The following is a 22,112-nucleotide window of genomic DNA, read 5'->3' as shown; positions in this document are numbered from 1 at the left end:
CCTCGATGACCGACATGTGTGCGTACCCGCGCGGTACGTAGAACCTAGGAGCCCGATCGAATGTCGACGCTGCGCGTCACCGCCGAAGTGCTGACCATCCACGAGCATCCCAACGCCGACGCCCTCGAACTGGCCCAGGTGGGCCTGTATCGCGCGGTCGTGGCCAAGGGCGCGTACCGCACCGGTGACGTGGCCCTCTACATCCCCGAGCAGTCCGTGCTTCCCGCGGAGCTGATCGAGGAGCTGGGGCTCACGGGGCGTCTCGCGGGCGGCAAGTCGGACCGGGTGAAGGCCGTCCGGCTGCGGGGCGAGCTGTCACAGGGCATCGTGTGCCGACCGCGGGCGCTGGCGGACGTCGACCTGGCGCGGGCCGCGGCGCGGGGCACCGACTTCACGGAGCGGCTCGGCGTCGTGAAGTGGGTGCCGCCGATCCCTCCCACCATGAGCGGCGACGTCGAGTCCGCGCCCGATCTGCTGCCATGGGTCGACATCGAGAACATCCAGCGCTACCCCGACATCTTTACGCCCGGCGAGCCGGTGGCGATCACGGAGAAGCTGCACGGGTCCGCCTGCCTCCTGACGTACGTCGCGGGCGGGGGCGAGGGCGGCCGGGTGTACGTCTCCTCCAAGGGGTTCGGCTCCAAGTCCCTCGCACTGAAGGAGGACGCGCGCAATCTCTACTGGCGCGCGATCCACGGGCACGCGGTGGCGGACGCGGCCGCCGCACTCGCGGAGCGGCTCGGCGCGCGCCGGGTCGGCATCTTCGGCGAGGTGTACGGAGACGGGGTCCAGGACCTCACGTACGGCGCTGACGGGCGCCGCGAGACGCTCGGCTACGCGGTCTTCGACGTGAGCGCGGAGATCGACGGCGAGGTCCGGTGGCTGGACCCCGCCGCCGTGCTCGACGGCGCCCTGCCGCTGGTCCCTCGGCTGTACGAGGGTCCGTACGACGCCGGGCGGATCCTGGAGCTTGCCTCCGGGCGCGAGACGGTGTCGGGGCGGGGGCTGCATCTGCGCGAGGGGGTCGTGATCCGGCCCGCGACCGAGCGGTACTCCCCCGTGACCGGCGGCCGCGCCATCGCCAAGGCGGTCAGCCCCGCGTACCTGACACGCAAGGGCGGCACGGAGTACGAGTAGCCCTCGCCGCGGGTCAGGGCTGCGACCGGCGCTCCGCCAGCAGGCGGGAGCCGGTGAGGCGTTCGCCGAAGACGTCGTCCGGGTTGGAGAGCACGCAGTTCTCCAGGGAGAGACAGCCGCAGCCGATGCAGTCCGTGAGGTGGTCGCGCAGGCGGCCCAACTGCTTGATGCGCTCGTCCAGTTCCGAGCGCCAGGCCTCCGAGAGCCGCGCCCAGTCCTCACGGGTGGGCGTGCGCTCCTCGGGGAGCGAGTCGAGCGCCTCGCGGACCGTGGCGAGCGGGATGCCGACGCGTTGGGCGGCGCGGACGAACGCGACGCGGCGCAGCGCGTCACGGTGGTAGCGGCGCTGGTTGCCCGACGTGCGGCGGCTGGAGATCAGACCCTTGGACTCGTAGAAGTGCAGCGCGGACACGGCCGCGCCGCTGCGCGCGGAGAGCTGGCCGACCGTGAGCTCGTGGATCTTCTCTGGGATCTGGGGCACTCCGCCAACCCTAATGGCTGACCCGTCGCCCCTCACGGCCGGTCCGCCGCCCCTCACGGCCGGTCCGTTGACACACGTCGGCGCACACCGCATGCTGAGCAAGCGCTTAGTCCGCATACTTTGAGGAGACCAGGGACATGGCAGAGCCGAGGATCTTCGCGTCGCCCGACGACCTGCGTGCCGGAGTCGGCGAGCAGCTCGGACACAGCGACTGGCTGGAGGTCGACCAGAAGCGGATCGACCTGTTCGCCGACGCCACGGGCGACCACCAGTGGATCCACGTGGACGCGGAGAAGGCGGCGCAGGGCCCCTTCAAGACGACGATCGCGCACGGCTATCTGACGCTGTCGCTGCTGCCGAGCCTGGTGCCGCAGGTCATGCGGGTCGAGGGCATGAAGATGGGCGTCAACTACGGCACCAACAAGGTCCGCTTCCCCTCCCCGGTGCCCTCGGGCTCCCGGGTGCGGGCGACCGCCGTGCTCACGGAGGTCGAGGAGACCAAGGACGGCGGCGTACAGATCACGGCCAAGGTCACCGTCGAACGCGAGGGCAGCGACAAGCCGGCCTGCGTCGCGGAGTCGGTCTCCCGCTACTACTTCTGACGGCGCCCGGAAGCCCAGGAAACCCGGAGCTCAGAAGACCCGGAGCTCAGAAGCTCAGGAGACCCGCTCCCGGGCTCCGACCATGCGCAGCACGAGGTCGGCGTAGAGCGCGCCGACCTCGTCCGGCGTGCGCTGCCCCGCGACGTTGAACCAGCGGGCCACGTCGATGCAGAGCGAGAGCACGGCAAGCGTGGTGCCCGGCACGTCGGGGACGTCGAACTCCCCGTCCCGCACCCCTTCGTTGATCATGTCCCGCACGGCGGCGTCCGACTGGCGGCGCAGCGCGATGATCTCCGTGCGGTGTTCCTCGCCGAGCGCGTCGAGCTCGTACTGGACCACGCGCGCGGTGGTGTGGTGGTCGGCGTGCCAGCGGACGAAGGAGCGCACGGCGTCGGCGAGCCGTTCCGCCGCGCTGCCCGGACGGTCGGCCGCGGTGCGCAGGACCCGCAGGGCCTTGTCGTGGCCGATCCTGCTGATCCGGTGGAGCAGCTCTTCCTTGGTCTTGTAGTGGATGTAGAGCGCCGCCGGGCTCATGCCGGCCCGGCCCGCGATGTCACGGGTCGTCGTCGCGTGGTACCCACGCTCGGCGAAGGCCTCGACGGCGGCGATCAGCAGCCGCCGCGCCGCATCAGGCGTGACCTCGCCCCATGGCAGGTCATCGCCCTCGGTCTGCTCCGCCGTGCTCATCGCCCACTCCTTCCACCGGTCGGGAGGGACACCATACCCCTGACGGTGAGCAAGCGCTTAGGACGCCGGTCAGGCCACCGGCTTGAACGGGTCGTGTTCGGCGAGGATCTTTTCGAGGCGGGCCTGGTCGACGCGGCTGACGAGCTGCCCGGCCTCCTGCTTGTCCCTGATGACCTTGGCGAGGGTGAAAGCGGACGTCGTCAGGTACAGGACGGAGATGGCGAGGAAGGCGCGGATCCAGCCGCTGACGTCGAGGCTGTAGATGCCGATCGCCGTCGCGCCGAGCGCCACGGCGAACGACGCGATCGCCTGACCGTAGTAGGCGGTACTGCTCTGCTGCTTGACCGGTGTCTCACTCATGGTCAGAGCTTCACCCGGGAGCGGCCGCGCCACATCCGCCCCCGTACTCAGCTCCCATACTCAGTTGTCGTACACAGTTGTCGTACTCAACTCCCGTACTCAGAACGCGGAGACCCCGGTCAGCGCCCGCCCGATGACCAGCTTCTGGATCTGGCTCGTGCCTTCGTAGAGCGTCATCACGCGCGCGTCGCGCAGCAGCTTGCCCGCGGGGTACTCGTCGATGTAGCCGTAGCCGCCGAAGACCTGGAGGGCGTTGTTGGCGGCGCGCACCGCGGCCTCGGAGGCGAACAGCTTGGCCTTGGAGGACTCCGTGGTGAAGGGCTGCCCGCGGTCGATGAGGTCGGCGACCCGCCAGGTCAGCAGGCGCGCGGCGTCCACGTCCACCGCGATGTCGCTGATCAGCTCCTGCACCAGCTGGTGCCCCGCGATGGGCTTGCCGAACTGCTCGCGCTCGCCCGCGTACGCCACCGCCGCATCGAGGGCGGCCTGGGCGATGCCCACGCACCCGGCGGCCACCGACATCCGCCCCTTGGCGAGCGCCGACATCGCGACGGAGAAGCCCTTGCCCTCGGGCGCCATCATGGCCGACGCCGGAACCCGGACGTCCTCCAGGACCAGCTCGGCGGTGGCCTGGCCGCGCAGGCCGAGCTTGCCGTGGATCGTGCGGCGGCTCAGGCCCGGGGTGTCGGTCGGCACGAGGAAGGCGGAGACGCCCTTGTGGCCGGGGGCGTCGTTCGTGCGGGCGAAGAGCAGCACGACATCGGCCCAGGTGCCGTTCGTGATGAACATCTTGGAGCCGTTGACGACGTACGAGTCGCCGTCGCGCACGGCCTTCGTGGAGAGGTTCCCCGCGTCGGACCCGGTGCCCGGCTCGGTGAGCCCGAAGCAGCCGACGAGCTCCCCGGAGGTGAGCCCCGGCAGCCACTGCCGCTTCTGCTCCTCGCTGCCCCAGTGCGCGATGGTCTTGGCCACGAGACCCAGCGAGACGGAGACGATGCCGCGCACGGACGAGTCGCCGCGCCCCAGCTCCTCGGTCACCAGGCAGTACGCGAGGTGGTCGCCGCCCGAGCCGCCGTACTCCTCGTCGATGGTCAGTCCGAGGAAGCCGACCTCGCCGAGCTTCTTTACGAGGGACCGGTCCACGCTCTCCGCGCGGTCCCACTCGATGACGTGCGGGGCGATCTCGCGGGCCACGAAGTCCTCGGCCAGCTGCCGGACGGCGGACTGCTCCTCGCTGAGCTCCAGATTCATCGGGGGCACCTCTTCGGATCGACTCGTTGGACCAGATTTAAATTAGCACTGCTAGTTTACGGCGGCAGCCCTACTATGTGCCGCATGGCCCGACCGCGCAAGCCCCTCCTCAGCAGAGATCGCATCGTCGAGACGGCGCGCGCGCTCGTGGACGCCGAGGGCCTCGCCGCCGTCTCGACGCGCCGCCTCGCCGCCGAGCTCGGGGTCAGCGGGCCTTCGCTCTACAACCACTTCCGCACGAAGGACGAAATCCTGGAGGCGGTCGCGGACTCGGTGAGCGCGCAGGTCGACCTGTCGATGTTCGAGGCCGACGACGCGCGCGACTGGCGGACGGCGCTGCACGACTGGGCCGTCTCCTACCGCGCCGCGCTCACCCTGCACCCCAACATCGTTCCGGTGCTCGCGAGCGGCCCCGGCCGCCGCCCGGCCGGACTGCGGCTCGCGGACGCGGTGTTCGGGGCGATGGTGGACGCGGGCTGGCCCGCCGCGCAGGCCACGTCGATCGGCGCGCTGATGCGCTACTTCATCATGGGCTCGGCGCTCGGCTCGTTCGCCGGCGGCTTCGTGGACGACGAGACGGCGTACGACCCCGCCGACTATCCGCACCTGGGCCAGGCGCACCTCCTGGCCGACCGCCAGCAGGAGATCGACGAGCGGGCCTTCGAGACGGGCCTGCGGGCGCTGCTCGACGGCCTCACGACCCAGTACGAGCAGGTGGCCGCCGTCACCGGATGACGGTTCGGCGCGGACCGAACGGTCACGGGCGCATGCTTGATCCATGACGGACCCCGCAACCCCCCGCCTCGCCGCGCTCGCCGGGCTCATCGCCGACGAGACGCGCGCCGCCTGCCTGCTCGCGCTGCTCGACGGGCGGGCCTGGACCGCGGGCGAGCTGGCACGGCACGCGGGGGTCGCCGCCTCCACGCTGAGCGAGCACCTCGGGAAGCTGGTGGCAGGGGGCCTGCTCGCCGAGGAGCGCCAGGGGCGGCACCGCTACGTCCGCCTCGCCGACGCGCGCGTCGCGCAGCTGGTCGAGGACCTGACCGCGTACGTACGGCCGGGCGGGGCCGCGCCGCGTCCGCCGCGTACGCTGCGGGAGTCCGGTGCGAGCGGGGCGATGGCGCGGGGCCGCACCTGTTACGACCATCTGGCGGGCCGGCTGGGGACCACGATCACCCGGGCGATGACGGAGCGCGGGCTGTTGCGGCAGGACGCGGGGTTCGCCCTGACCGACGAAGGGATCGGCTGGTTCGGGGAGTTGGGCATCGGCCTCGATCGCTCAGGCCGCCGCCCGCTGGCCCGCGCCTGCCTCGACTGGACGGAGCGCAGGCCGCATCTGGCGGGGGTCGCGGGCGCGGCGCTGTGCCGCCACGCGCTGGACTCCGGGTGGTGCGTGCGGATCGGTTCGGAGCGGGCGGTCAAGGTGACGCCGCCGGGCGCGCGGGCCCTGGAGACGCACCTCGGTATCGCGGCACTCCCCTAACTAGTTGTAAGGTGCATCCGTCTTGCCGGGTGAAACATGGACGTAACACGGGAGTGAGCCGTGGGGCACTCAACGGATGCCAGGGGCCTGCGTTTTGGAGCCAGGGGGACACCTGCCGCGCGGTCCTTCGCCGCTCACGTCCTGCGCGGCCACGCCCAGGTCACCTTCCTGCCCAGCGCGGCGGCGGGCGCCGTCTTCTGTGCGGCGCTCTTCGCGGCGGGCTGGGAGTACGGCCTCTACGGGCTCGCGGGGACGGCCGTCGGCACGGCCACCGCGCGGCTGCTCGGGGCGCCGGGCGATCGCGTGTCGAGCGGGCTCGAAGGCTTCAACGCCTGTCTGACCGCGCTGTGTTTCGCGGTGTTCCTGGGGGCCGGGCATCTGTCCACGGCCGCGCTCGCCCTCGCGGGCTGCGTGGTGGTCACGGTCGTGACGGCGGCGGCCGTCAACGTCCTGGCCGTATGGGGCCTGCCCTCGCTCACCCTGCCGTACTGCCTGCTCGCGAGCGCGACGACGATCGCGGCACCCGGCTTTGAACGGGTCTGGCACCACGGGGACGCGCTCGCCGCGCTGACCCGCGCGGCGAGCGGCCCGACCTCGCTGGGACCCGACGATCTGGCACGGGCGTTCTTCGCCGGCTTCGCGCAGATCTTCTTCATGCCGCAGTGGTACGTGGGTGCGGTGCTGCTCGTGGGCCTCTTCGTCGCGAGCCGTCGCGCGGGGGCCGTGGCCTGCCTCGGCAGCGCGGTCGGCATCGCTTCGGCGTGGGCGCTCGGTGCGCCCGCCGCCCAGATCGCGGACGGCACCATGGGATACAACTCGGTGCTCGTCGCGCTCGCGCTGTGCGGCGTCTTCCTTCCGGCGCGGGGTGCGACGCTCGCGTACGCGATCGTGGGCGCCGCCACGGCGACCGCCGTCGGCGCGGCGATGTCGGCGCTCCTCGCGCCGTCCGGCGGGCACACGTTCACCTGGCCGTTCGTCCTGACGACGCTCGCGTTCCTGGCGGCGACCAAGTCCTTCTCACGGCTGCGTACGACGGCTCCGGCGCCGTCGGAGGTGACGGTGCCGGAGCCGGACGTGCCGTTCGCGTCCGGTCCCGTCAGCGGGAACGCGCCCGCGCCGCAAGCACCTTGATGGAGAGCAGGGCGATCACGGCGAGGCCGATGATGTACGCGGAGACGGCCATCGAGGTGCCCGTCGCCTCCAGGAGCAGCACCATCACGAACGGCGCGAGCCCACCGCCGAACACGGCCGCGATCTGGTAGCCGAGCGAGGCTCCCGTGTACCGCATCTCCGCGGTGAACAGCTCGGCGAAGAGCGCGGCCTGCGGCCCGTACATGATGCTGAGGAAACAGCTGGTGACGAAGGTGCCCACGGCCAGCCACAGCAGTGAACCGGTGTCGATGAGCAGGAACATCGGCACGGCCCAGACCGCCAGTCCCGCGGCGCCGATCGCGTAGATCCGCAGCCGTCCGATGCGGTCGGAGAGGGCGGCGGACGCGGGGATCAGGGCGAGCTGGGTGAGGCTGACGCAGAGCGAGACGGTGAGGACCGCGCTGCGTTTCATGTCGAGTTCGCGGGTGGTGTAGTCGAGGACGCCGGTGATGATGATGTAGAAGGTCGCGGTGTTCACCGCGAACGACCCTCCGGCCAGGAAGACGGTGCCGAGGTGGTGGCGCAGGATCGTGCGCAGGGGCGAGTTGCCCCCTTCACCGCCCGCCGCCTTCTCGCTCTTCTCCTTCTCGGCGAGCGCACGCTCCGCCTCGCGGAACTCCGGCGTCTCCTCCACGCGCGTGTGGATGTACCAGGCGAGTACGAGCACGAGGAGCCCGACCATGAAGGGGACCCGCCACCCCCACGCCTCGAAGGTGCTCTCACTGGTCACTGCGCCCGCGATCAGGAAGACCGTGTTGGCGGTCACCACGCCGATCGGAACGCCCAGCTGGACCAGGCTGCCGTAGAGGCCGCGCTTGCCCTCGGGGGCGTACTCCGTGGCCATCAGCATCGCGCCGCCCCACTGCGCGCCGACCGCGATGCCCTGGAGCACGCGGAAGGTGACGAGGAGGATCGGCGCGGCGATGCCGACCGTGTCGTACGTGGGGAGCAGGCCGATGCCCGTGGTGGACAGGCCCATCAGGGTCAGCGCGAGGACCAGCATGGGTTTGCGGCCCCGCTTGTCGCCGAGGTGACCGGCGATGATGCCGCCGACGGGGCGGGCAAGGAAGCCGACGGCGAAGGTGGCGAACGCGGCGAGGACTCCGGCGGACGAGCTGCCGGAGGGGAAGTACAGATCGCCCAGGACGAGGGCGGCGGCGATGCCGAAGACGAAGTAGTCGTACCACTCCACGGCGGAGGCGAGAGCGGCGGCGGTCGCCACTTTGCGGCGGTGGGGGTCCGCCGGCGCCGCTTGAGCGGAAGCGGGGGCGGAGAGGGGGGACGCGGGGGGCGGTGCGGGGTCCATGGGGGTGCACACTCCGGTGGGTCCGGGGACGGGACAGGGGGTGGCGTGTGATTCCAGGGACCGTACCGACCGGTACGTATGCGGTCAACGGTTCTAGCAGGGGGTTTCTCGTCGCGGTAGCCGAACGCCGGACGGGCTGAGGATTCCAGCCCGTCCGGCGTTTGAGGACGAACTCGGCGAAGCCGGTGATGACGGCAACCAAGGCCCCCGCGCCAGCGGGTTTTCGGGAAGGGGCGGGGTTGGGGACTAGAACACCACCAGTGCCCGGCCCCCCTTCCCCGCGACCATGTTCTCGAAGGCCGCCGGGATGCCGTCCAGGGCGATCCGGTCCGTCACCAGACCGCTCAGGTCAAAGCGCCCCGCCCGGATATGGTCCGCCAGGACCGGCAGATCCACCGCCGGGTCGGAGTTCCCGTACACGCACCCGGAAAGCGTCCGCCCCCAGTGGAAGATCTCCAGGGCGTTGAAGCTGACCTGCTGGTCCTTGCCGCCGATGCCGACCACCGTCGTACGCCCGCCGCGCCGCGTGGACTCCCAGGCCGTACGGATCGTCACCGCACGCCCCACGCACTCCACGGCCACGTCCACGCCCTGCCCCCCGGTCAGCCCCCGGATCGCCTTGGCCGTCTTCTCGGAGGCGACGACGTACTCCGTGGCCCCCGCGGAACGGGCCAACTCCTCCTTCTCGGGGGACACATCGACCGCGATGATCTGCGAGGCCCCCGCGATCCGCGCCGCCTGGAGCGTCGCGAGGCCCACTCCCCCGACCCCGAAGACCGCCACCGTCTCGCCCCCGCGGACCCTCGCGGAGTGATGCACGGCCCCGTACCCGGTGAGCACGGCGCAGCCGAGGAGCGCCGCGTCGGTCAGCGGGACCCCGGCCGGGGCGGGCAGTACGCAGTTGCCCGCGACCACCGTCTCCTCGGCGAACGCGGCGACGTTCAGACCGGGGTGGAGGTCGGCGCCGTCCGAGGCGCGGCGGGCGTACACGTCGGCGGCGCCGGCCAGCGCGTTCACGCACAGCCAGACCTCGCCGAGCGAGCAGGGGTGACAATTCCCGCAGGACGGCGCCCAGTTGAGCACCACCCCGTCACCCGGCGCCACATGCGTGACCCCCTCGCCCACGGACACCACGGTCCCCGCGCCCTCGTGCCCGAGCACGGCGGGCACGGGCACCCGCATCGTGCCGTTGGTCAGGGACAGGTCGGAGTGGCAGACCCCGGCGGCGGCGAGACGCACCCGCACCTGGCCGGGGCCCGGCTCGGGCAGGTCGATCTCGGTGATCTCCAGGGGAGAGCCGACGGCGGGCAGAACAGCGGCGCGGACCACGGTGACGTACTCCTTATGGGGCGGACGTGCGGGGGTTCAGAACCGAGGGGTCAGAATTGCAGGGACTTCGTCTGGAGGTACTCGGTGAGTCCGTGCGGGCCCAGCTCCCGGCCGACGCCCGACTGCTTGTAACCGCCGAACGGGGCAAGGGGGTTGAAGCTGCCGCCGTTGATGTCGACCTGGCCCGTGTCCATGCGGCGGGCGAAGGCGATGGCCTCTTCGTCGTCGGCCGCCCAGACCGCGCCCGCGAGTCCGTACACGGTGCCGTTCGCGATCCGCAGGGCCTCGTCCTCGTCCTCGTAGCGGATGAGCGAGACGACCGGGCCGAAGATCTCCTCCTGGGCGATGGTCATCTCGGGGGTGACGTCGGCGAAGACGGTCGGCTGGACGTAGTAGCCCTGCTCGCGCGGTGCTTCGGAGCCGCCCGCCACCACGCGTGCGCCCTCCTCTACGCCCTTGTCGATGTAACCGCGCACGCGCGCCTGCTGCTTGGCGTTGACGACGGGGCCGATGCGGGAGCCGTACTTGGCCGCCGCTTCCGAAGCGAGCGAGACCGCCTCGTCGTAGCGCGCGGAGTCCACCAGCATGCGGGTCCACGCGCTGCACGTCTGGCCCGAGTTGGACATGACGTTGGCGACGCCCGCCTTGACCGCCTTGGTCAGGTCGGCGCTGGGCAGGATGACGTTGGCGGACTTGCCGCCGAGCTCAAGGGCCACGCGCTTGACCGCGGCGCCCGCGGTCGCGCCGATCTGCTTGCCGACCGCCGTCGAGCCGGTGAAGGAGACGAGGTCGACGCCCTCGTGCTCGGCGAGCGCCTGGCCCGCGACCGGGCCCAGCCCCGTGACCAGGTTGAAGACACCGGCGGGGATGCCCGCCTCGTGCGCGGCCTCGGCGAAGAGCTGGGCGGTGAGGGGGGTGTCCTCGGCGGGCTTGAGGACGACCGTGCAGCCCGCGGCGAGGGCGGGGGCGACCTTGTTGACGATCTGGTGGAGGGGGTAGTTCCAGGGCGTGATCGCGCCGACCACACCGACCGGCTCCATGTAGACGGTGGAGTTGCCGATCTTCTCCTGGAAGGCGTACGTCGCGGCGAGTTCGGCGTAGGAACCGGAGACCAGGATCGGTACGCCCGCGTGCACCATCTGCGAGAACGGGAGCGGGGAGCCCAGCTCCGCCGTCACCGTCTCGGCGATCTCGTCCTTGCGGGCGACCAGCTGGTCACGGAGCGCCCCGATGAGCGCGCCGCGCTCGGCGGGCGGGGTCGCGGCCCAACCGGGGAAGGCCTCGCGGGCCGCCCGTACCGCCGCGTCGATGTCCTCGGCCGTACCGGCGGGGACCTCGCCCACCGGCTTCTCGTCGGCCGGGTTGAGGACCGTGATCGTGTCCGTACCGACGGCGGGCCGCCAGGCGCCGCCGATGTACATGCCGTCGTGGGCCTTCATCGCTCTCCTCAGGTAGTCGTCCGCACCCCAAACTAGCGCTGATAGTTTTTCGGCACCAGAGGCGTCCGGGCGAGGGACATTCACCGCAGCTCGACACCTACCCCCCAAGGGTTCCGCCGAAGTTCGATTTCGTGCATGTGACAGACACATGTCAAGGCGCCAACTCCCTTGATCTACGCCTGTAGAGCCGACATTCTGCTGTTCGCGCCGAGAGCGGAACCTTCCGCTCCCGGCTGTGTGTGCGATCACGCACACGCCCCCACAGTTGCGCCGCCCCACCCCGGGCGCGCACGCCTATGAGGAGGACTCCCTCGTAATGGCAATGCTGCGCAGCAAGAAGACCGTGATCGCCGCGGCGATCTCGACCGCCACCGCCGCCACTCTGTTCGGTGCGGTCACCGCCCTTCCGGCCCAGGCCGCCCCCACCGAGGGCACCGTGATCGGAGCCGGCTCGGCCGACGCCGTGAAGGGCAGCTACATCGTCACGCTGAAGAAGGACTCGGGCCTCAAGGCCGCCTCGACCCGGGGCAAGGGTCTGATATCCGAGTACGGCGGCTCGGTGCAGAAGACCTTCAAGTCCGCGCTCAACGGATACACCGCGAAGCTGAGCGCGGCGGAGGCGAGACAGCTCGCCGCCGACCCCTCGGTCGCGACGGTCGAGCAGAACCAGCGGGTCCAGGCCGACGCGACCCAGTCCAACGCCCCCTGGGGCCTGGACCGCATCGACCAGACGAGCCTGCCGCTGTCCGGCACCTACACCTACCCGGACACCGCGGGCTCGGGTGTGACCGCGTACGTGATCGACACCGGCGTGCGCATCACGCACTCCGAGATCAGCGGGCGCGCGGTGAACGGCTATGACGCCGTGGACGGCGACAGCACCGCCCAGGACGGCAACGGCCACGGCACGCACGTGGCCACCACCATCGCGGGCAAGACGTACGGCGTCGCCAAGAAGGCCAAGATCGTGGCCGTCCGCGTGCTCGACAACAACGGCTCCGGCACGACCGCCGGTGTCATCGCGGGCATCGACTGGGTGACGAGCAACCACGCGGCGGGCGCCCCCGCCGTGGCCAACATGTCGCTCGGCGGCGGCGCCTCCACCTCGCTCGACAACGCGGTGAAGAACTCCATCGCCGACGGCGTGAGCTACGCGGTCGCCGCGGGCAACGAGGGCGTCAACGCCTCCTCGTCGTCCCCGGCGCGGGTCCCCGCGGCCATCACGGTGGGCGCCACCAGCAACACGGACGCGAAGGCCAGCTGGTCCAACTACGGCTCGGTCCTGGACATCTTCGCGCCGGGCGTCTCCATCAAGGCGGGCTGGAACACCAGCGACACGGCCACCAACACCATCTCCGGTACGTCGATGGCCACCCCGCACGTCGCGGGCGCCGCGGCGGTCTACCTGGCCGGCCACACCTCGGCCACGCCCGCGCAGGTCTCGTCCGCGCTGGTGAACGGAGCCACGTCGGGCAAGGTCACCAGCCCCGGCAGCGGCTCGCCGAACAAGCTGCTCAAGATCGTCCAGTAGTACCCCGGCACGCTCGGTAGTACGCCGTTCCCCGGAGGCAGCCGGCGCCTCCGGGGAACGTTTGCTCGTCGGCGCCTCCGGTCTTCTCAGCCCTTCCTGCGTTTGAGGAGCGGGGGGCCGGGAGCAGGTTCCCCGGCTTCGGGAAGGGGCGAGCCAGGGGACGGCCGCGCAGGGCTTCGCCTCAGCCCCAACCCGGCCGCGACCAACAGCAGCCCGCCCAGCATCACGAAGGGCGCCGCGACCCCCGCCACCCCGGCGATCAGCCCCGCCCCGGCAGGCGCGGCCACCTGCCCCAGCCGGTTCCCGGTGAGCCGCAGCGCGAGAGCCGTGGACCGAGCCCCGTCGGGCGCCGCCTGCACCACCGTGGTCATCGACAACGGCTGCCCGACCCCCAGGCAGAACCCCAGCAGAACGAGCATCACCCCCAGCCCCCACACGGGCACCGGCAGCGCGACTCCCGCACACAGCAGGGCCGCCAGCAGACACGTGACGACGATCAGCACGGTCCGCCCGAGCAGATTGATCAGCGGCGTCATCACGAGCCGGCAGGCGATGGTCGCGGCGGCCCGCAGCGAGAGCAGCACCCCGACCGTCGCGGGCGCGATGCCCCGGTGCTCACCGACCACGGGGAGATAGGCGGTGAGGATGTCGGTGGCGGAGAGCACCGCGAGGCTGATGAAGATCCCGGCCGGGACACCCCGGGTCCGCAGGATGCCGAGCACCGGCACCTTGGAAGCGGCGGCCCCACTCCCCGGCGCCACCGACCGCACATGCTCGATCCGCCACAGCGAAGTGAAGGAAACGGCGGCGACCCCGGCCGACACCAGCAGCGCGAAGGCGCTCGTACGCCCCATGCCCGCCCCGATGAGGGACCCCGCGGCGATCGGCCCGATCAGCTGCCCGAGCGAGGCCCCGATCGTGAAGTGGCCGAAGTTGCGGTCCTGTTCGTCGGGGGCGGACTGCCGCGCGACGATCGACTGGGCGCCGATCACGAAGCAGAGGTGCCCCAGGCCCATCACACCGCTCCAGGCGGCGAGCGCACCGAGCGAACCCGCCGTACCGCTGAGCGCGCACCCTCCGGAGATCAGGACGACGCCGATCGGAAGGAGCGGCGCGCACCGCCCGGTGTCCGTCCTGCGCCCGAGCGGCACGGCCGCGAAGAGCGGAAGCAGGGCGTACACACCGGCGATGACGCCGATCGCCCGCTCGTCGGCGCCAAGGGAGAGCGCCCGGTAGGAGACGGCCGGACGCGCCATCGACACCGCCCCCTGCGCGAAGCTGAAGGCGATGACGAGGCGCAGCAACCAGGACCGGCCCGGTGTCGATGGCATCAGATGATGCCGAAGAGGATTCCGGAGCCGAGCACCACGAGCGAGGTGAGCACGGCCCATTTGACGGTGAACTTGGTGTGGTCGCCGAACTCGACCTTGGCCATGCCGACGAGGACGTACACGGCGGGCACCAGCGGGCTCGACATGTGCAGGGCCTGACCGGCGATCGAGGCGCGGGCGATCTCCAGGGTGCCGACGCCGTGTGCTTGGCCGGCTTCGGCGAGGACCGGCAGGACGCCGAAGTAGAAGCCGTCGTTGGACATGAAGTAGGTGAGCGGCAGCGACAGCAGGCCCGTGACCAGGCCCATCTGCGGGCCCATGCCCTCCGGGATGGCGTCGACGAGCCACTTGGCCATGCTGTCGACCATGCCGGTGCCCTGGAGCACGCCGGTGAAGACGGCGGCCGCGAAGACCATGCCGGTGACGTTGAGGACGTTCTCCGCGTGGGCGCCGATGCGGGCCTTCTGGTCGGGCATGTGCGGGAAGTTGACGGTCAGGGCGAGCGCGGCGCCGAGCAGGAAGAGGACCGGGATCGGCAGCCACTCCATGATCATGGCGGTGAGCAGGACCACGGTGAGACCGGCGTTGAACCAGTAGAGCTTGGGGCGCAGGGTGGACCGGTTCGGGTCGAGCCCCTGGAAGCCCTCGTCCTCGTCCTCGTCGTTGTCGCCGCCAAAGGACCCGGAAGCGGCGTCGGCGTCCGTGCCCGAGCCCGCTCCCCCGGTGGTCTTCTTGGTGAGAGACATACGCCCGTCGCCGGTGCCGCCGCCCGCGCCCACCAGGACCGTCTCGCTCGCCGTCTCCTTCTCCAGGACCTCGTCCAGGGAGAGCATGCCGAGCCGCTTGCGCTCCCGCAGACCCAGTGCGTAGGAGAGCAGGAAGACGGCCACGAGGCCCATGGCAAGCGCGGGGATCATGGGGACGAAGATGTCGGCCGCGTCGACCTTGAGCGCGGTCGCGGCGCGGGCCGTCGGACCGCCCCAGGGCAGCGTGTTCATGACGCCGTTGGCGGTGGCCGCGACACCCGTCATGACGACGAGGCTCATCTTGAGGCGTTTGTAGAGGGGATACATCGCCGAGACCGTGATCATGAAGGTCGTCGAGCCGTCGCCGTCGAGCGAGACGATCGCGGCGAGCACGGCGGTGCCGACCACGATGCGCACCGGGTCCGCCTTGCAGAAGCGCAGGATGCCCCGGACGATCGGGTCGAAGAGGCCGACGTCGATCATGACGCCGAAGTACACGATGGCGAACATGAGCATGGCCGCCGTGGGCGCCAGATTCCCGACGCCTTCGAGGACGTAGTCCCCGAGATGGGCTCCCTTTCCTACGAACACGCAGAAGAGCGCGGGGATCAGCACCAGTGCCGCGATCGGCGACATCTTCTTCATCATGATCAGCACCAGGAAGGTGGCGATCATGACGAATCCGAGGATTGTCAGCATGGGGGCTACCTAACGTTCACCATCGAACTCCCACCAGGTCTGGCGGTCCGGATGACGTTAGGACCGGTTCAGATCCGTTAACAAGATGTTGACGTGCGAGCAATAAGCGCAAAACTCCAGGTCAACGACTTGCCGCCGGAGCAGCTGCCGGAACGAGGGCGGTCAGGGACACCGGGAAGCCGTTGAGCACCGCCGTCCCGGAGAGCGGGTCGAGGAGCGTGCCGTCCAGGAGCTGGTTCACGTTGGCGCCGGGGTTCTCGGCGGCGACGGCCAGACGGGTGCCGGGGCGGTCGTGGCCCCAGCCGTGCGGCAGGCTGACCACTCCGGGGCGCACGGCGTCGGTCACCTCCACGGGGACGGTGAGCGAGCCTCCGGCGGCCCGCACGCGCGCGTGGCCGCCGTCCTCGATGCCGATGCGGGCCGCGTCCTCGGGGTGGACGTGCAGGGTGCAGCGGTTGGTGCCGCCGGTGAGGGTGCGGACGTTGTGCATCCAGCTGTTGTTGGAGCGCAGATGGCGGCGCCCCACGAGGACGAGCTCGTCCGGCGCGGTGCGCAGCGCGTTCGTGAGGCGGGGCAGGTCGTCCGCGATCGGCTCCGGGAAGAGCTCCACGCGTCCGCTGCGGGTCTTGAGCACCTGCGGGAGGCGGGATTCGAGGGGGCCGAGGTCGATGCCGTGCGGGTGGGCGAGGAGCCGGTCGAGAGTGAGACCGTCCTCACGGGCGCCGAATCCGTCGCCGTACGGGCCGAGGCGCAGCATCAGGTCGAGCCGTCGTTCGGGTCCGCTCTCGCCGGTGAGGAGGGCGGACAGCTCCTTGGGGTCACGCCCGTACACGACCGAGTGCGGCTCGGTGACGGCCTTGCCGAGGGCCCTGTCGATCACCATCGTGTCGACGGCCGCCGGATCGGCGCCGTGCATGCCGCTCGCGGCGAGGACGAGCCGGGCCAGGATCTCCGTCTCGGGCATCCTGCCGTCCGCCAGGGGCACCGCGGCGCGGGTGTGGCGGACCTGGTTGCGTACGGCGAATCCGTTGAAGGCGAAGTCGAAGTGCGGGCTCTGGGACGGCGGGGGCGGCGGCAGGACCACATGGGCGTGGCAGGAGGTCTCGTTCAGATACGGGTCGACGCTGACCATGAAGTCGAGCGAGGCAAGGGCCTTGTCGAGGCGGTCGCCGTCCGGCGCGGAGAGCACCGGGTTGGCGGCGACGGCCACGAGCGCGCGGATCGCCTCGTCGCCGGGGGTGTCGATCTCCTCGGCGAGCGCGGCGAGGGGCAGTTCGCCCTTGGCCTCGGGGTGCCCGCTCACGCGGCTGTGCCAGCGGCCGAGGGCGAAACCCCGGCCGGGGCCCGCGGGGCGGGGCTCGCGGTCGGTGGCCGAGAGGGGGAACAGGGCGCCGCCGGGCCGGTCGAGGTTGCCGGTCAGGACGTTGAGGACGTCGACCAGCCAGTTGGTGAGCGTGCCGAAGGCGACGGTGCTCGCGCCCACGCGGGCGTAGACGGCGGCGGTGGGTGCCGACGCGAGTTCGCGGGCGAGGGCGCGGATGGTGTCGGCGGGCACGTCGCAGGCCGCGGACACGGCGTCGGGGGTGAAGTCACGTACGGCCTCCCGTACGTCTTCGACCCCCTCCACCTGCTCCTCCAGCGGGCCGAGGTCGGTGAGCTTCTCCTCGAAGAGGACCCGGACCATGGCAGCGAGGAGCAGCGCGTCCGTGCCGGGCCGGATCGGAAGGTGCCGGTCGGCGAGCTTCGCGGTGCGGGTGCGGCGCGGGTCGACGACGGTGAGCGTGCCGCCGCGGGCGCGCAGCGCCTTCAGCTTGCCGGGGAAGTCGGGGGCGGTGCACAGGCTCCCGTTGGATTCCAGGGGGTTGGCGCCGAGCAGGAGGAGGTGGTCGGTGCGGTCCAGGTCGGGCACGGGGATGGCGAAGGCGTCGCCGAAGAGGAGCCCGCTGGAGACGTGTTTGGGCATCTGGTCGACGGTGCTCGCGGTGAAGACGTTGCGGGTGCCGAGCGAGCCGAGCAGTACGGGCGGGTAGAGGCCCCCGGCCATGGTGTGCACGTTGGGGTTGCCGAGCACCACGCCGACCGCCTGCGGCCCGTGCCTCTCGATCAGGGGGCGAAGCCCGGCGGCGACGGCGTCGAACGCCTCGTCCCAGGTCGCCTCCTCCAGGACGCCGTTCCTGCGGACGAGCGGCCCCTTCAGGCGGTCGGGGTCGGCGTCGGCCTCTCCGAAGGAGGCGCCTTTGGGGCAGATGAAGCCCCGGCTGAACACGTCGTCCCGGTCCCCGCGCGCACCGGTCACCCGGCTGCCTTCGACGGTGAGCGTGAGCCCGCAGGTGGCTTCGCAGAGGGGGCAGATACGCAGGGCGGTGCTGGGCATGGAGGACCCTCCGGGGCGGCGGCTACGGCGCACGTGCGCTCTCACCATACCGACCGGTATGCATGCCGTCAGGACCCTGCGGGGATCAGGTTCGGTCCAGTGAGCCCGCGAAATAGGAGTGCAGCAGGGTGCGCGTCTCGTCGATCAGGCCGGGATCGCCCGACGGATCGGCGCGGAAGGCGAGTTGGAGGACCGCGTCCACCGCTTCGACGCCGACGAGCACGGTGCGCCGCAGCTTCTCGTCGAGGGGCCGGTCGAGGTGGGCGGCGAGCAGCCCGGCCACGCGCTCGGCGACGTCCGAGTTGGCGTCCGGCATCGCGTCGGGGGCCGAGGGGATGCCGAAGTCGACCAGGCCGAAGCCGGGGACGGTGCGCTTCATGGCGAGGTATTCGTCGAAGGCCGCGTCGACGGCGCCGCGCCAGTCGCCGCGCTCCGCCCCTGCCATGCGGGCCGCGACCCGCTCGCCGTACGCGTCGAGATTGCGGTGGGCCAGTGCGTCCGCCATGGCCCTCTTGTTGCCGAAGAAGCGGTAGACCGAACCGATCGGGACGCCCGCGCGGATGGCGACGGCGCGGGTGCTCAACTCTTCGTAGCCGACCTCGTCGAGAACCTCGGCGCAGGCGTCGAGGATGCGGGTCAGGCGCTCGGCGCTGCGCTCCTGCACGGGCACGCGGCGCAGGGTCTTCGGGGGCGGCGGGGGCTTGTGCTGATCACCGTGGGACACCCCCGGAGAGTAGAGCATCGTTCACATCCATGGATCCCCCTTGCGGAAGGAAAACGGGAATCCTACGGTGTCCCATAGGAATCGTGGACGAGGGAGCGATGATGAGCCGGGACAACACCAGCGACGCAGGCCGTACGGACGCGAACGGCGCGCGCAAGACGGCGGAGGCACTGACGTACCTCTCCGGCTTCGGCAACGAACACAGCTCCGAAGCAGTGCCCGGCGCTTTGCCGCACGGCCGCAACTCCCCCCAGCGCGCGCCCCTCGGCCTCTACGCCGAGCAGTTGAGCGGCACCGCCTTCACCGAGCCCCGCGCGCACAACCGCCGCTCCTGGCTCTACCGCATCCGCCCCTCGGCAGCGCACCCGGCGTTCACCCGCGCCGACAACGGCGCGATCCGCACGGCGCCGTTCGCCGAGACTCCCGACCCCAACCGGCTGCGCTGGAACCCGCTCCCCGAGCCCGCGCCCGGCACGGACTTCCTCGCGGGCCTGTGGACACTCGGCGGCAATGGCGACGCCACCCAGCGCACCGGCATGGCCGTGCACCTCTACCACGCCAACTCCTCCATGACGGACCGGGTGTTCAGCGACGCGGACGGCGAACTCCTCGTCGTCCCCGAGCAGGGCGGCCTGCTGCTGCGCACGGAGTTCGGGCTGCTGCACGCCGAACCGGGCGAGGTGGCGCTGATCCCGCGCGGGGTGCGCTTCGGCGTCGACCTGCTCGACGGAAGCGCCCGCGGGTACGTGTGCGAGAACTACGGCGCGGCGTTCCAGCTCCCCGACCTGGGCCCGATCGGCGCGAACGGCCTGGCGAACGCACGGGACTTCAGGGCCCCGATCGCCGCCTACGAGGACGTGGAGCGGCCGGTGGAGGTGGTGAACAAGTTCTGCGGCAACCTGTGGCAGGCGACCTATGACCACTCTCCGCTCGACGTCGTCGCCTGGCACGGCAACCACGTCCCGTACGTGTACGACCTGCGTCGCTTCAACGTCCTCGGCACCATCAGCTACGACCACCCGGACCCGTCGATCTTCACGGTGCTCACCTCGCCGTCCGACACCCCGGGCCTCGCGGGCGTCGACTTCGTGGTGTTCGCGCCGCGCTGGCTGGTCGGCGAGGACACCTTCCGGCCCCCGTACTTCCACCGGAACGTGATGAGCGAGTACATGGGCCTGATCGAGGGCGCGTACGACGCGAAGGCGGAGGGTTTTGTGCCCGGCGGCGGCTCGCTGCACAACATGATGTCGGCGCACGGCCCCGACCGCGACACCTTCGAGAAGGCGTCGGCCGCCGAGCTGAAGCCGCAGAAGATCGACGACGGGCTTGCCTTCATGTTCGAGACACGCTGGCCGGTGACGGCCACCGAACAGGCGGCTCAGGCCTCCCACCTGCAGCGCGGATACGACGATGTGTGGGAGGGTCTGGAGCGCCATTTTCGAAACTGATCCCGTTACCGCCTGTAGCTGATCCCGTTTCGAAGCCGATGCGGACTGATTCGGAGAGACCGTGACCGCTTTCGCCCCGGACTCGATCGTCCTGAATCGCAAACTCCCGCTCTGGTACCAGGTGTCGCAGTCTCTGCGCGCCTCGATACTCGGCCGCACACCCGACGCCCCGCTCCGGCTGCCCACCGAGGAGCAGCTGGCGGGGCACTACGGAGTGAGCGTCCTGACCATGCGCCAGGCGCTCAAGGAGCTGGAGGACGAGGGCCTGATCAGCAGGCACCGGCGGCGCGGCACGTTCATCGAGCCGAGCGCCCGGCGCGGCTCCCCGGTCCGGCTGCTCGGCTCGGTCGACGCGATCGTGGCCCAGCAGTCGGGCATGAGCACCGAGCTGCTCGCGCACGGCACGGCCCCGGTCTCCGGCGAACTCGCCGAGCACTTCCCTGATCTGCCCGAGGTGGCGACGTACCACCGGCTGCGCAGCGACGAGAAGACGGGCGAACCGACCAATCACGCCCATAACTTCATCCGCCCCGAGCTGGCGGAGCGCGTCGAGCTGGACGATCTGGCGCGCTGGCCCATGACGAAGGTGCTGCGCGATGTCGTGGGCGTCCGCATCAGCCGCATCACCGACACCGTCGAGGCCACGCTCGCCGACCCGGAGACGGCCCGTCTCCTCGAAGTGCCGCTGCTCAGCCCGATCCTGCACTACACGGGCATCACGTACGACGAGGAGGGACGCGCCCTGGACGTGGCGCGCATCCACTACCGCGGCGACCGCTTCTCCTTCACGGTCACCCTCGACGCGACGTAAGGGTCTCGACGTACGATGCCGGGCGTGACGCACGACGAAGCGGCGCTGCTCGCCGACCTGATGCCGTGGTCCGTCGCACCGCTCCGGCCGGGCCGCGGGTGGCCGATGGGACCGGACGCCGCATCCCTCAGAGCCCGTTGGGCCGCGTTCCTGCGGGCGGACACGGCCGAGCGCGAGAGGCTGCTCTCGCCCTCGCGCTCGCGCACCCTGCACACCGCCGTCGCGCAACTCCCCGGCCACCAGGGATCAACGGCCGCGCTGGCCGCGGAGACGGGCCCCTGCCCCGATCCCGTGCGCGTCCTGCACGGCCCCTTCGACGAGCAGTGGCTGATCCCGGACCACCGGCTCATCGACGCCGCGCGCCCGGAGCTGTGGCGGGTCACGGGCGAGGGCCAGCTGTTCCTCGTCGAACAGGGTTACGTCACCGGCGCCGCGGGGCCCGCGGTGCTCACCTCGGCCGTGCTGCCGGACGGCCGCTCCCCCGCCGGGCGGCCGGGCCGCATCCGCCCGCTGTTCCGCCGCCCCGGCGGCCTTGAACCCAACGTGGCTCCGGGCCTGCTCGCCCACCTCTCGGCCTCGCTCGGCCAGGACGTCGGCGCCGTCGACCTGCTGGCCTGGACGCTGGCCGTGGCGCAGGCGTCCCCGGCGGGATGCCGGGTGCCGCTCACGTCCGACGCCGGGGTCTGGGAGCGGGGCACCGAGCTGGGACGCCGTGTCCTCGCGCTCCAGGCCCGCGGTGACGGCGCCCGCCCCAAGCTCCCCGGCGGGCGGCGTCCGTATGTGCGGGCACCGCTGCCGGCCCGCCCCGCGGAGCTCTCGTACGACGCCGACGCGGAGGCGCTGTGCGTGGACGAGGGCCGCATCTCACCGGTGCCGCGGGAGGCGTGGGACTTCGAGGTGAGCGGAGTGCGGGTCCTGGAGCTGTGGTTCGAGCGGCGCATGACCGCGGGTGAGGCGGGCACGCTCGACGCGATCGGGCCCGACCGGTGGCCGCAGGCCTGGACGTCCGAACTCCTCGAACTGATCACGGTGCTCGCGCTCCTCGCGGAACTGGAGCCGCTGCGCGACGAGTTGACCGCGGACCTCGGCCTCCTCGTCACGCCGGAGGAGCTGCGCCGCGCGGGCGTGCTTCCCGCCCCCGATGCCGCACGGCGCCCGGCGTCCGTACTGGACCACCACGAAGAGGGCCCCGGCGGCCAGTTCGCCCTCATCTGATCCCGG

The 22,112-nt window shown here is 71.4% G+C and carries 20 protein-coding genes; 9 read left to right on the top strand and 11 right to left on the bottom strand.

All coding sequences use genetic code 11. The features are described 5' to 3' along the window. The first annotated feature begins 60 nt into the window (after positions 1-60). Positions 61-1,137, top strand: coding sequence for an RNA ligase (ATP) (locus ABZ906_RS42390; protein ID WP_361392017.1), 1,077 nt, complete (start codon positions 61-63; stop codon positions 1,135-1,137). A 13-nt stretch (positions 1,138-1,150) separates the two neighbouring features. Here ABZ906_RS42390 and soxR read toward each other — a convergent pair whose 3' ends face one another. Then, the gene (soxR, locus tag ABZ906_RS42385; protein WP_361195717.1) at positions 1,151-1,618 is read right to left on the bottom strand and encodes a redox-sensitive transcriptional activator SoxR; all 468 of its coding nucleotides are present in this window, start codon (positions 1,616-1,618) and stop codon (positions 1,151-1,153) included. Between the two features lie 137 nt (positions 1,619-1,755). Here soxR and ABZ906_RS42380 point away from each other — a divergent pair, with 137 nt between their 5' ends. Next, on the top strand, positions 1,756-2,220 hold the full coding sequence (locus ABZ906_RS42380) for a MaoC family dehydratase (RefSeq protein ID WP_361195719.1): 465 nt from the start codon (positions 1,756-1,758) through the stop codon (positions 2,218-2,220). Between the two features lie 54 nt (positions 2,221-2,274). Here the strand turns inward: ABZ906_RS42380 and ABZ906_RS42375 are convergent, their stop codons facing one another. From ABZ906_RS42375 to ABZ906_RS42365, 3 genes are all read right to left on the bottom strand, one after another. Next, a complete protein-coding gene (locus ABZ906_RS42375) occupies positions 2,275-2,907 on the bottom strand; it encodes a TetR/AcrR family transcriptional regulator (RefSeq protein ID WP_361195721.1) in 633 nt (210 codons plus the stop codon). 69 nt (positions 2,908-2,976) lie between these two features. Next, positions 2,977-3,267: a YiaA/YiaB family inner membrane protein gene (locus ABZ906_RS42370; protein ID WP_361195722.1), complete on the bottom strand. Its 291-nt coding sequence runs from the start codon at positions 3,265-3,267 to the stop codon at positions 2,977-2,979. 99 nt (positions 3,268-3,366) lie between these two features. Beyond that, positions 3,367-4,518, bottom strand: a complete 1,152-nt coding sequence (locus ABZ906_RS42365) for an acyl-CoA dehydrogenase family protein (RefSeq protein ID WP_361392014.1) — start codon at positions 4,516-4,518, stop codon at positions 3,367-3,369. 84 nt (positions 4,519-4,602) lie between these two features. On the opposite strand from ABZ906_RS42365, the gene ABZ906_RS42360 reads away from it, so the two are divergent. Genes ABZ906_RS42360 through ABZ906_RS42350 form a run of 3 tightly spaced genes read left to right on the top strand, consistent with a single transcriptional unit; the run spans position 4,603 to position 7,132 of the window. Beyond that, entirely contained in the window at positions 4,603-5,253 is a 651-nt protein-coding gene (locus tag ABZ906_RS42360; RefSeq protein WP_361195726.1) for a TetR/AcrR family transcriptional regulator, read from the top strand. Between the two features lie 43 nt (positions 5,254-5,296). Then, complete coding sequence (locus tag ABZ906_RS42355; protein WP_361392011.1) at positions 5,297-6,001, top strand: winged helix-turn-helix domain-containing protein; 705 nt, start codon at positions 5,297-5,299, stop codon at positions 5,999-6,001. 60 nt (positions 6,002-6,061) lie between these two features. Then, positions 6,062-7,132, top strand: coding sequence for an urea transporter (locus ABZ906_RS42350; RefSeq protein WP_361392008.1), 1,071 nt, complete (start codon positions 6,062-6,064; stop codon positions 7,130-7,132). Here the strand turns inward: ABZ906_RS42350 and ABZ906_RS42345 are convergent. The 3 genes from ABZ906_RS42345 to ABZ906_RS42335 form a co-directional block, all read right to left on the bottom strand. Continuing rightward, a complete protein-coding gene (locus ABZ906_RS42345; RefSeq protein ID WP_361392004.1) occupies positions 7,098-8,459 on the bottom strand; it encodes an MFS transporter in 1,362 nt (453 codons plus the stop codon). The two genes, ABZ906_RS42350 and ABZ906_RS42345, sit on opposite strands and share 35 nt — an antisense overlap. A 246-nt stretch (positions 8,460-8,705) precedes the next feature. Continuing rightward, on the bottom strand, positions 8,706-9,788 hold the full coding sequence (locus tag ABZ906_RS42340; RefSeq protein WP_361392001.1) for a Zn-dependent alcohol dehydrogenase: 1,083 nt from the start codon (positions 9,786-9,788) through the stop codon (positions 8,706-8,708). A gap of 50 nt (positions 9,789-9,838) precedes the next feature. Next, positions 9,839-11,227: an aldehyde dehydrogenase family protein gene (locus ABZ906_RS42335; protein ID WP_361391998.1), complete on the bottom strand. Its 1,389-nt coding sequence runs from the start codon at positions 11,225-11,227 to the stop codon at positions 9,839-9,841. A gap of 316 nt (positions 11,228-11,543) precedes the next feature. Between ABZ906_RS42335 and ABZ906_RS42330 the strand changes: the two genes are divergently transcribed. Then, positions 11,544-12,758 (top strand): S8 family peptidase, encoded by a 1,215-nt coding sequence (locus tag ABZ906_RS42330; protein WP_361195736.1) that lies wholly within the window; start codon positions 11,544-11,546, stop codon positions 12,756-12,758. Between the two features lie 86 nt (positions 12,759-12,844). Here ABZ906_RS42330 and ABZ906_RS42325 read toward each other — a convergent pair whose 3' ends face one another. From ABZ906_RS42325 to ABZ906_RS42310, 4 genes are all read right to left on the bottom strand, one after another. Then, on the bottom strand, positions 12,845-14,089 hold the full coding sequence (locus ABZ906_RS42325; protein WP_361391995.1) for an MFS transporter: 1,245 nt from the start codon (positions 14,087-14,089) through the stop codon (positions 12,845-12,847). Beyond that, the gene (locus tag ABZ906_RS42320) at positions 14,089-15,534 is read right to left on the bottom strand and encodes a citrate:proton symporter (RefSeq protein WP_361391992.1); all 1,446 of its coding nucleotides are present in this window, start codon (positions 15,532-15,534) and stop codon (positions 14,089-14,091) included. Before ABZ906_RS42320 ends, ABZ906_RS42325 begins: the two co-directional genes overlap by 1 nt. Before the next feature lie 121 nt (positions 15,535-15,655). Then, positions 15,656-17,908 carry a molybdopterin oxidoreductase family protein gene (locus ABZ906_RS42315; RefSeq protein ID WP_361391989.1) on the bottom strand — a complete coding sequence of 751 codons (2,253 nt, stop codon included), beginning with the start codon at positions 17,906-17,908 and terminating at the stop codon, positions 15,656-15,658. A gap of 85 nt (positions 17,909-17,993) precedes the next feature. Further along, complete coding sequence (locus ABZ906_RS42310) at positions 17,994-18,632, bottom strand: TetR/AcrR family transcriptional regulator (protein ID WP_361195743.1); 639 nt, start codon at positions 18,630-18,632, stop codon at positions 17,994-17,996. Positions 18,633-18,733: 101 nt separating this feature from the next. On the opposite strand from ABZ906_RS42310, the gene hmgA reads away from it, so the two are divergent. From hmgA to ABZ906_RS42295, 3 genes are all read left to right on the top strand, one after another. After that, positions 18,734-20,080 carry a homogentisate 1,2-dioxygenase gene (gene hmgA, locus ABZ906_RS42305; RefSeq protein ID WP_361392079.1) on the top strand — a complete coding sequence of 449 codons (1,347 nt, stop codon included), beginning with the start codon at positions 18,734-18,736 and terminating at the stop codon, positions 20,078-20,080. A gap of 61 nt (positions 20,081-20,141) precedes the next feature. After that, complete coding sequence (locus tag ABZ906_RS42300) at positions 20,142-20,891, top strand: GntR family transcriptional regulator (protein WP_361391986.1); 750 nt, start codon at positions 20,142-20,144, stop codon at positions 20,889-20,891. Positions 20,892-20,906: 15 nt separating this feature from the next. Next, the gene (locus tag ABZ906_RS42295) at positions 20,907-22,106 is read left to right on the top strand and encodes a type ISP restriction/modification enzyme (protein WP_361391983.1); all 1,200 of its coding nucleotides are present in this window, start codon (positions 20,907-20,909) and stop codon (positions 22,104-22,106) included. Positions 22,107-22,112: the final 6 nt, after the last annotated feature.

This window comes from Streptomyces sp. NPDC046925, assembly GCF_040644915.1.
Lineage (GTDB): Bacteria > Actinomycetota > Actinomycetes > Streptomycetales > Streptomycetaceae > Streptomyces.
Note: the sequence above shows the minus strand (reverse complement) of the source record. Positions and strands in the feature narration are given on the sequence as shown.

Bases quoted from the DNA above. Each gene is read 5' to 3' on its own strand.
- ABZ906_RS42380 (WP_361195719.1), top strand. From the start codon at position 1,756: ATGGCAGAGCCGAGGATCTTCGCGTCGCCCGACGACCTGCGTGCCGGA.
- ABZ906_RS42295 (WP_361391983.1), top strand. From the start codon at position 20,907: ATGCCGGGCGTGACGCACGACGAAGCGGCGCTGCTCGCCGACCTGATG.
- ABZ906_RS42355 (WP_361392011.1), top strand. From the start codon at position 5,297: ATGACGGACCCCGCAACCCCCCGCCTCGCCGCGCTCGCCGGGCTCATC.
- ABZ906_RS42345 (WP_361392004.1), bottom strand. From the start codon at position 8,459: ATGGACCCCGCACCGCCCCCCGCGTCCCCCCTCTCCGCCCCCGCTTCC.
- ABZ906_RS42390 (WP_361392017.1), top strand. From the start codon at position 61: ATGTCGACGCTGCGCGTCACCGCCGAAGTGCTGACCATCCACGAGCAT.
- ABZ906_RS42360 (WP_361195726.1), top strand. From the start codon at position 4,603: ATGGCCCGACCGCGCAAGCCCCTCCTCAGCAGAGATCGCATCGTCGAG.
- ABZ906_RS42330 (WP_361195736.1), top strand. From the start codon at position 11,544: ATGGCAATGCTGCGCAGCAAGAAGACCGTGATCGCCGCGGCGATCTCG.
- ABZ906_RS42320 (WP_361391992.1), bottom strand. From the start codon at position 15,534: ATGCTGACAATCCTCGGATTCGTCATGATCGCCACCTTCCTGGTGCTG.
- ABZ906_RS42375 (WP_361195721.1), bottom strand. From the start codon at position 2,907: ATGAGCACGGCGGAGCAGACCGAGGGCGATGACCTGCCATGGGGCGAG.
- ABZ906_RS42315 (WP_361391989.1), bottom strand. From the start codon at position 17,908: ATGCCCAGCACCGCCCTGCGTATCTGCCCCCTCTGCGAAGCCACCTGC.
- ABZ906_RS42325 (WP_361391995.1), bottom strand. From the start codon at position 14,089: ATGCCATCGACACCGGGCCGGTCCTGGTTGCTGCGCCTCGTCATCGCC.
- hmgA (WP_361392079.1), top strand. From the start codon at position 18,734: ATGAGCCGGGACAACACCAGCGACGCAGGCCGTACGGACGCGAACGGC.
- ABZ906_RS42370 (WP_361195722.1), bottom strand. From the start codon at position 3,267: ATGAGTGAGACACCGGTCAAGCAGCAGAGCAGTACCGCCTACTACGGT.
- ABZ906_RS42335 (WP_361391998.1), bottom strand. From the start codon at position 11,227: ATGAAGGCCCACGACGGCATGTACATCGGCGGCGCCTGGCGGCCCGCC.
- ABZ906_RS42365 (WP_361392014.1), bottom strand. From the start codon at position 4,518: ATGAATCTGGAGCTCAGCGAGGAGCAGTCCGCCGTCCGGCAGCTGGCC.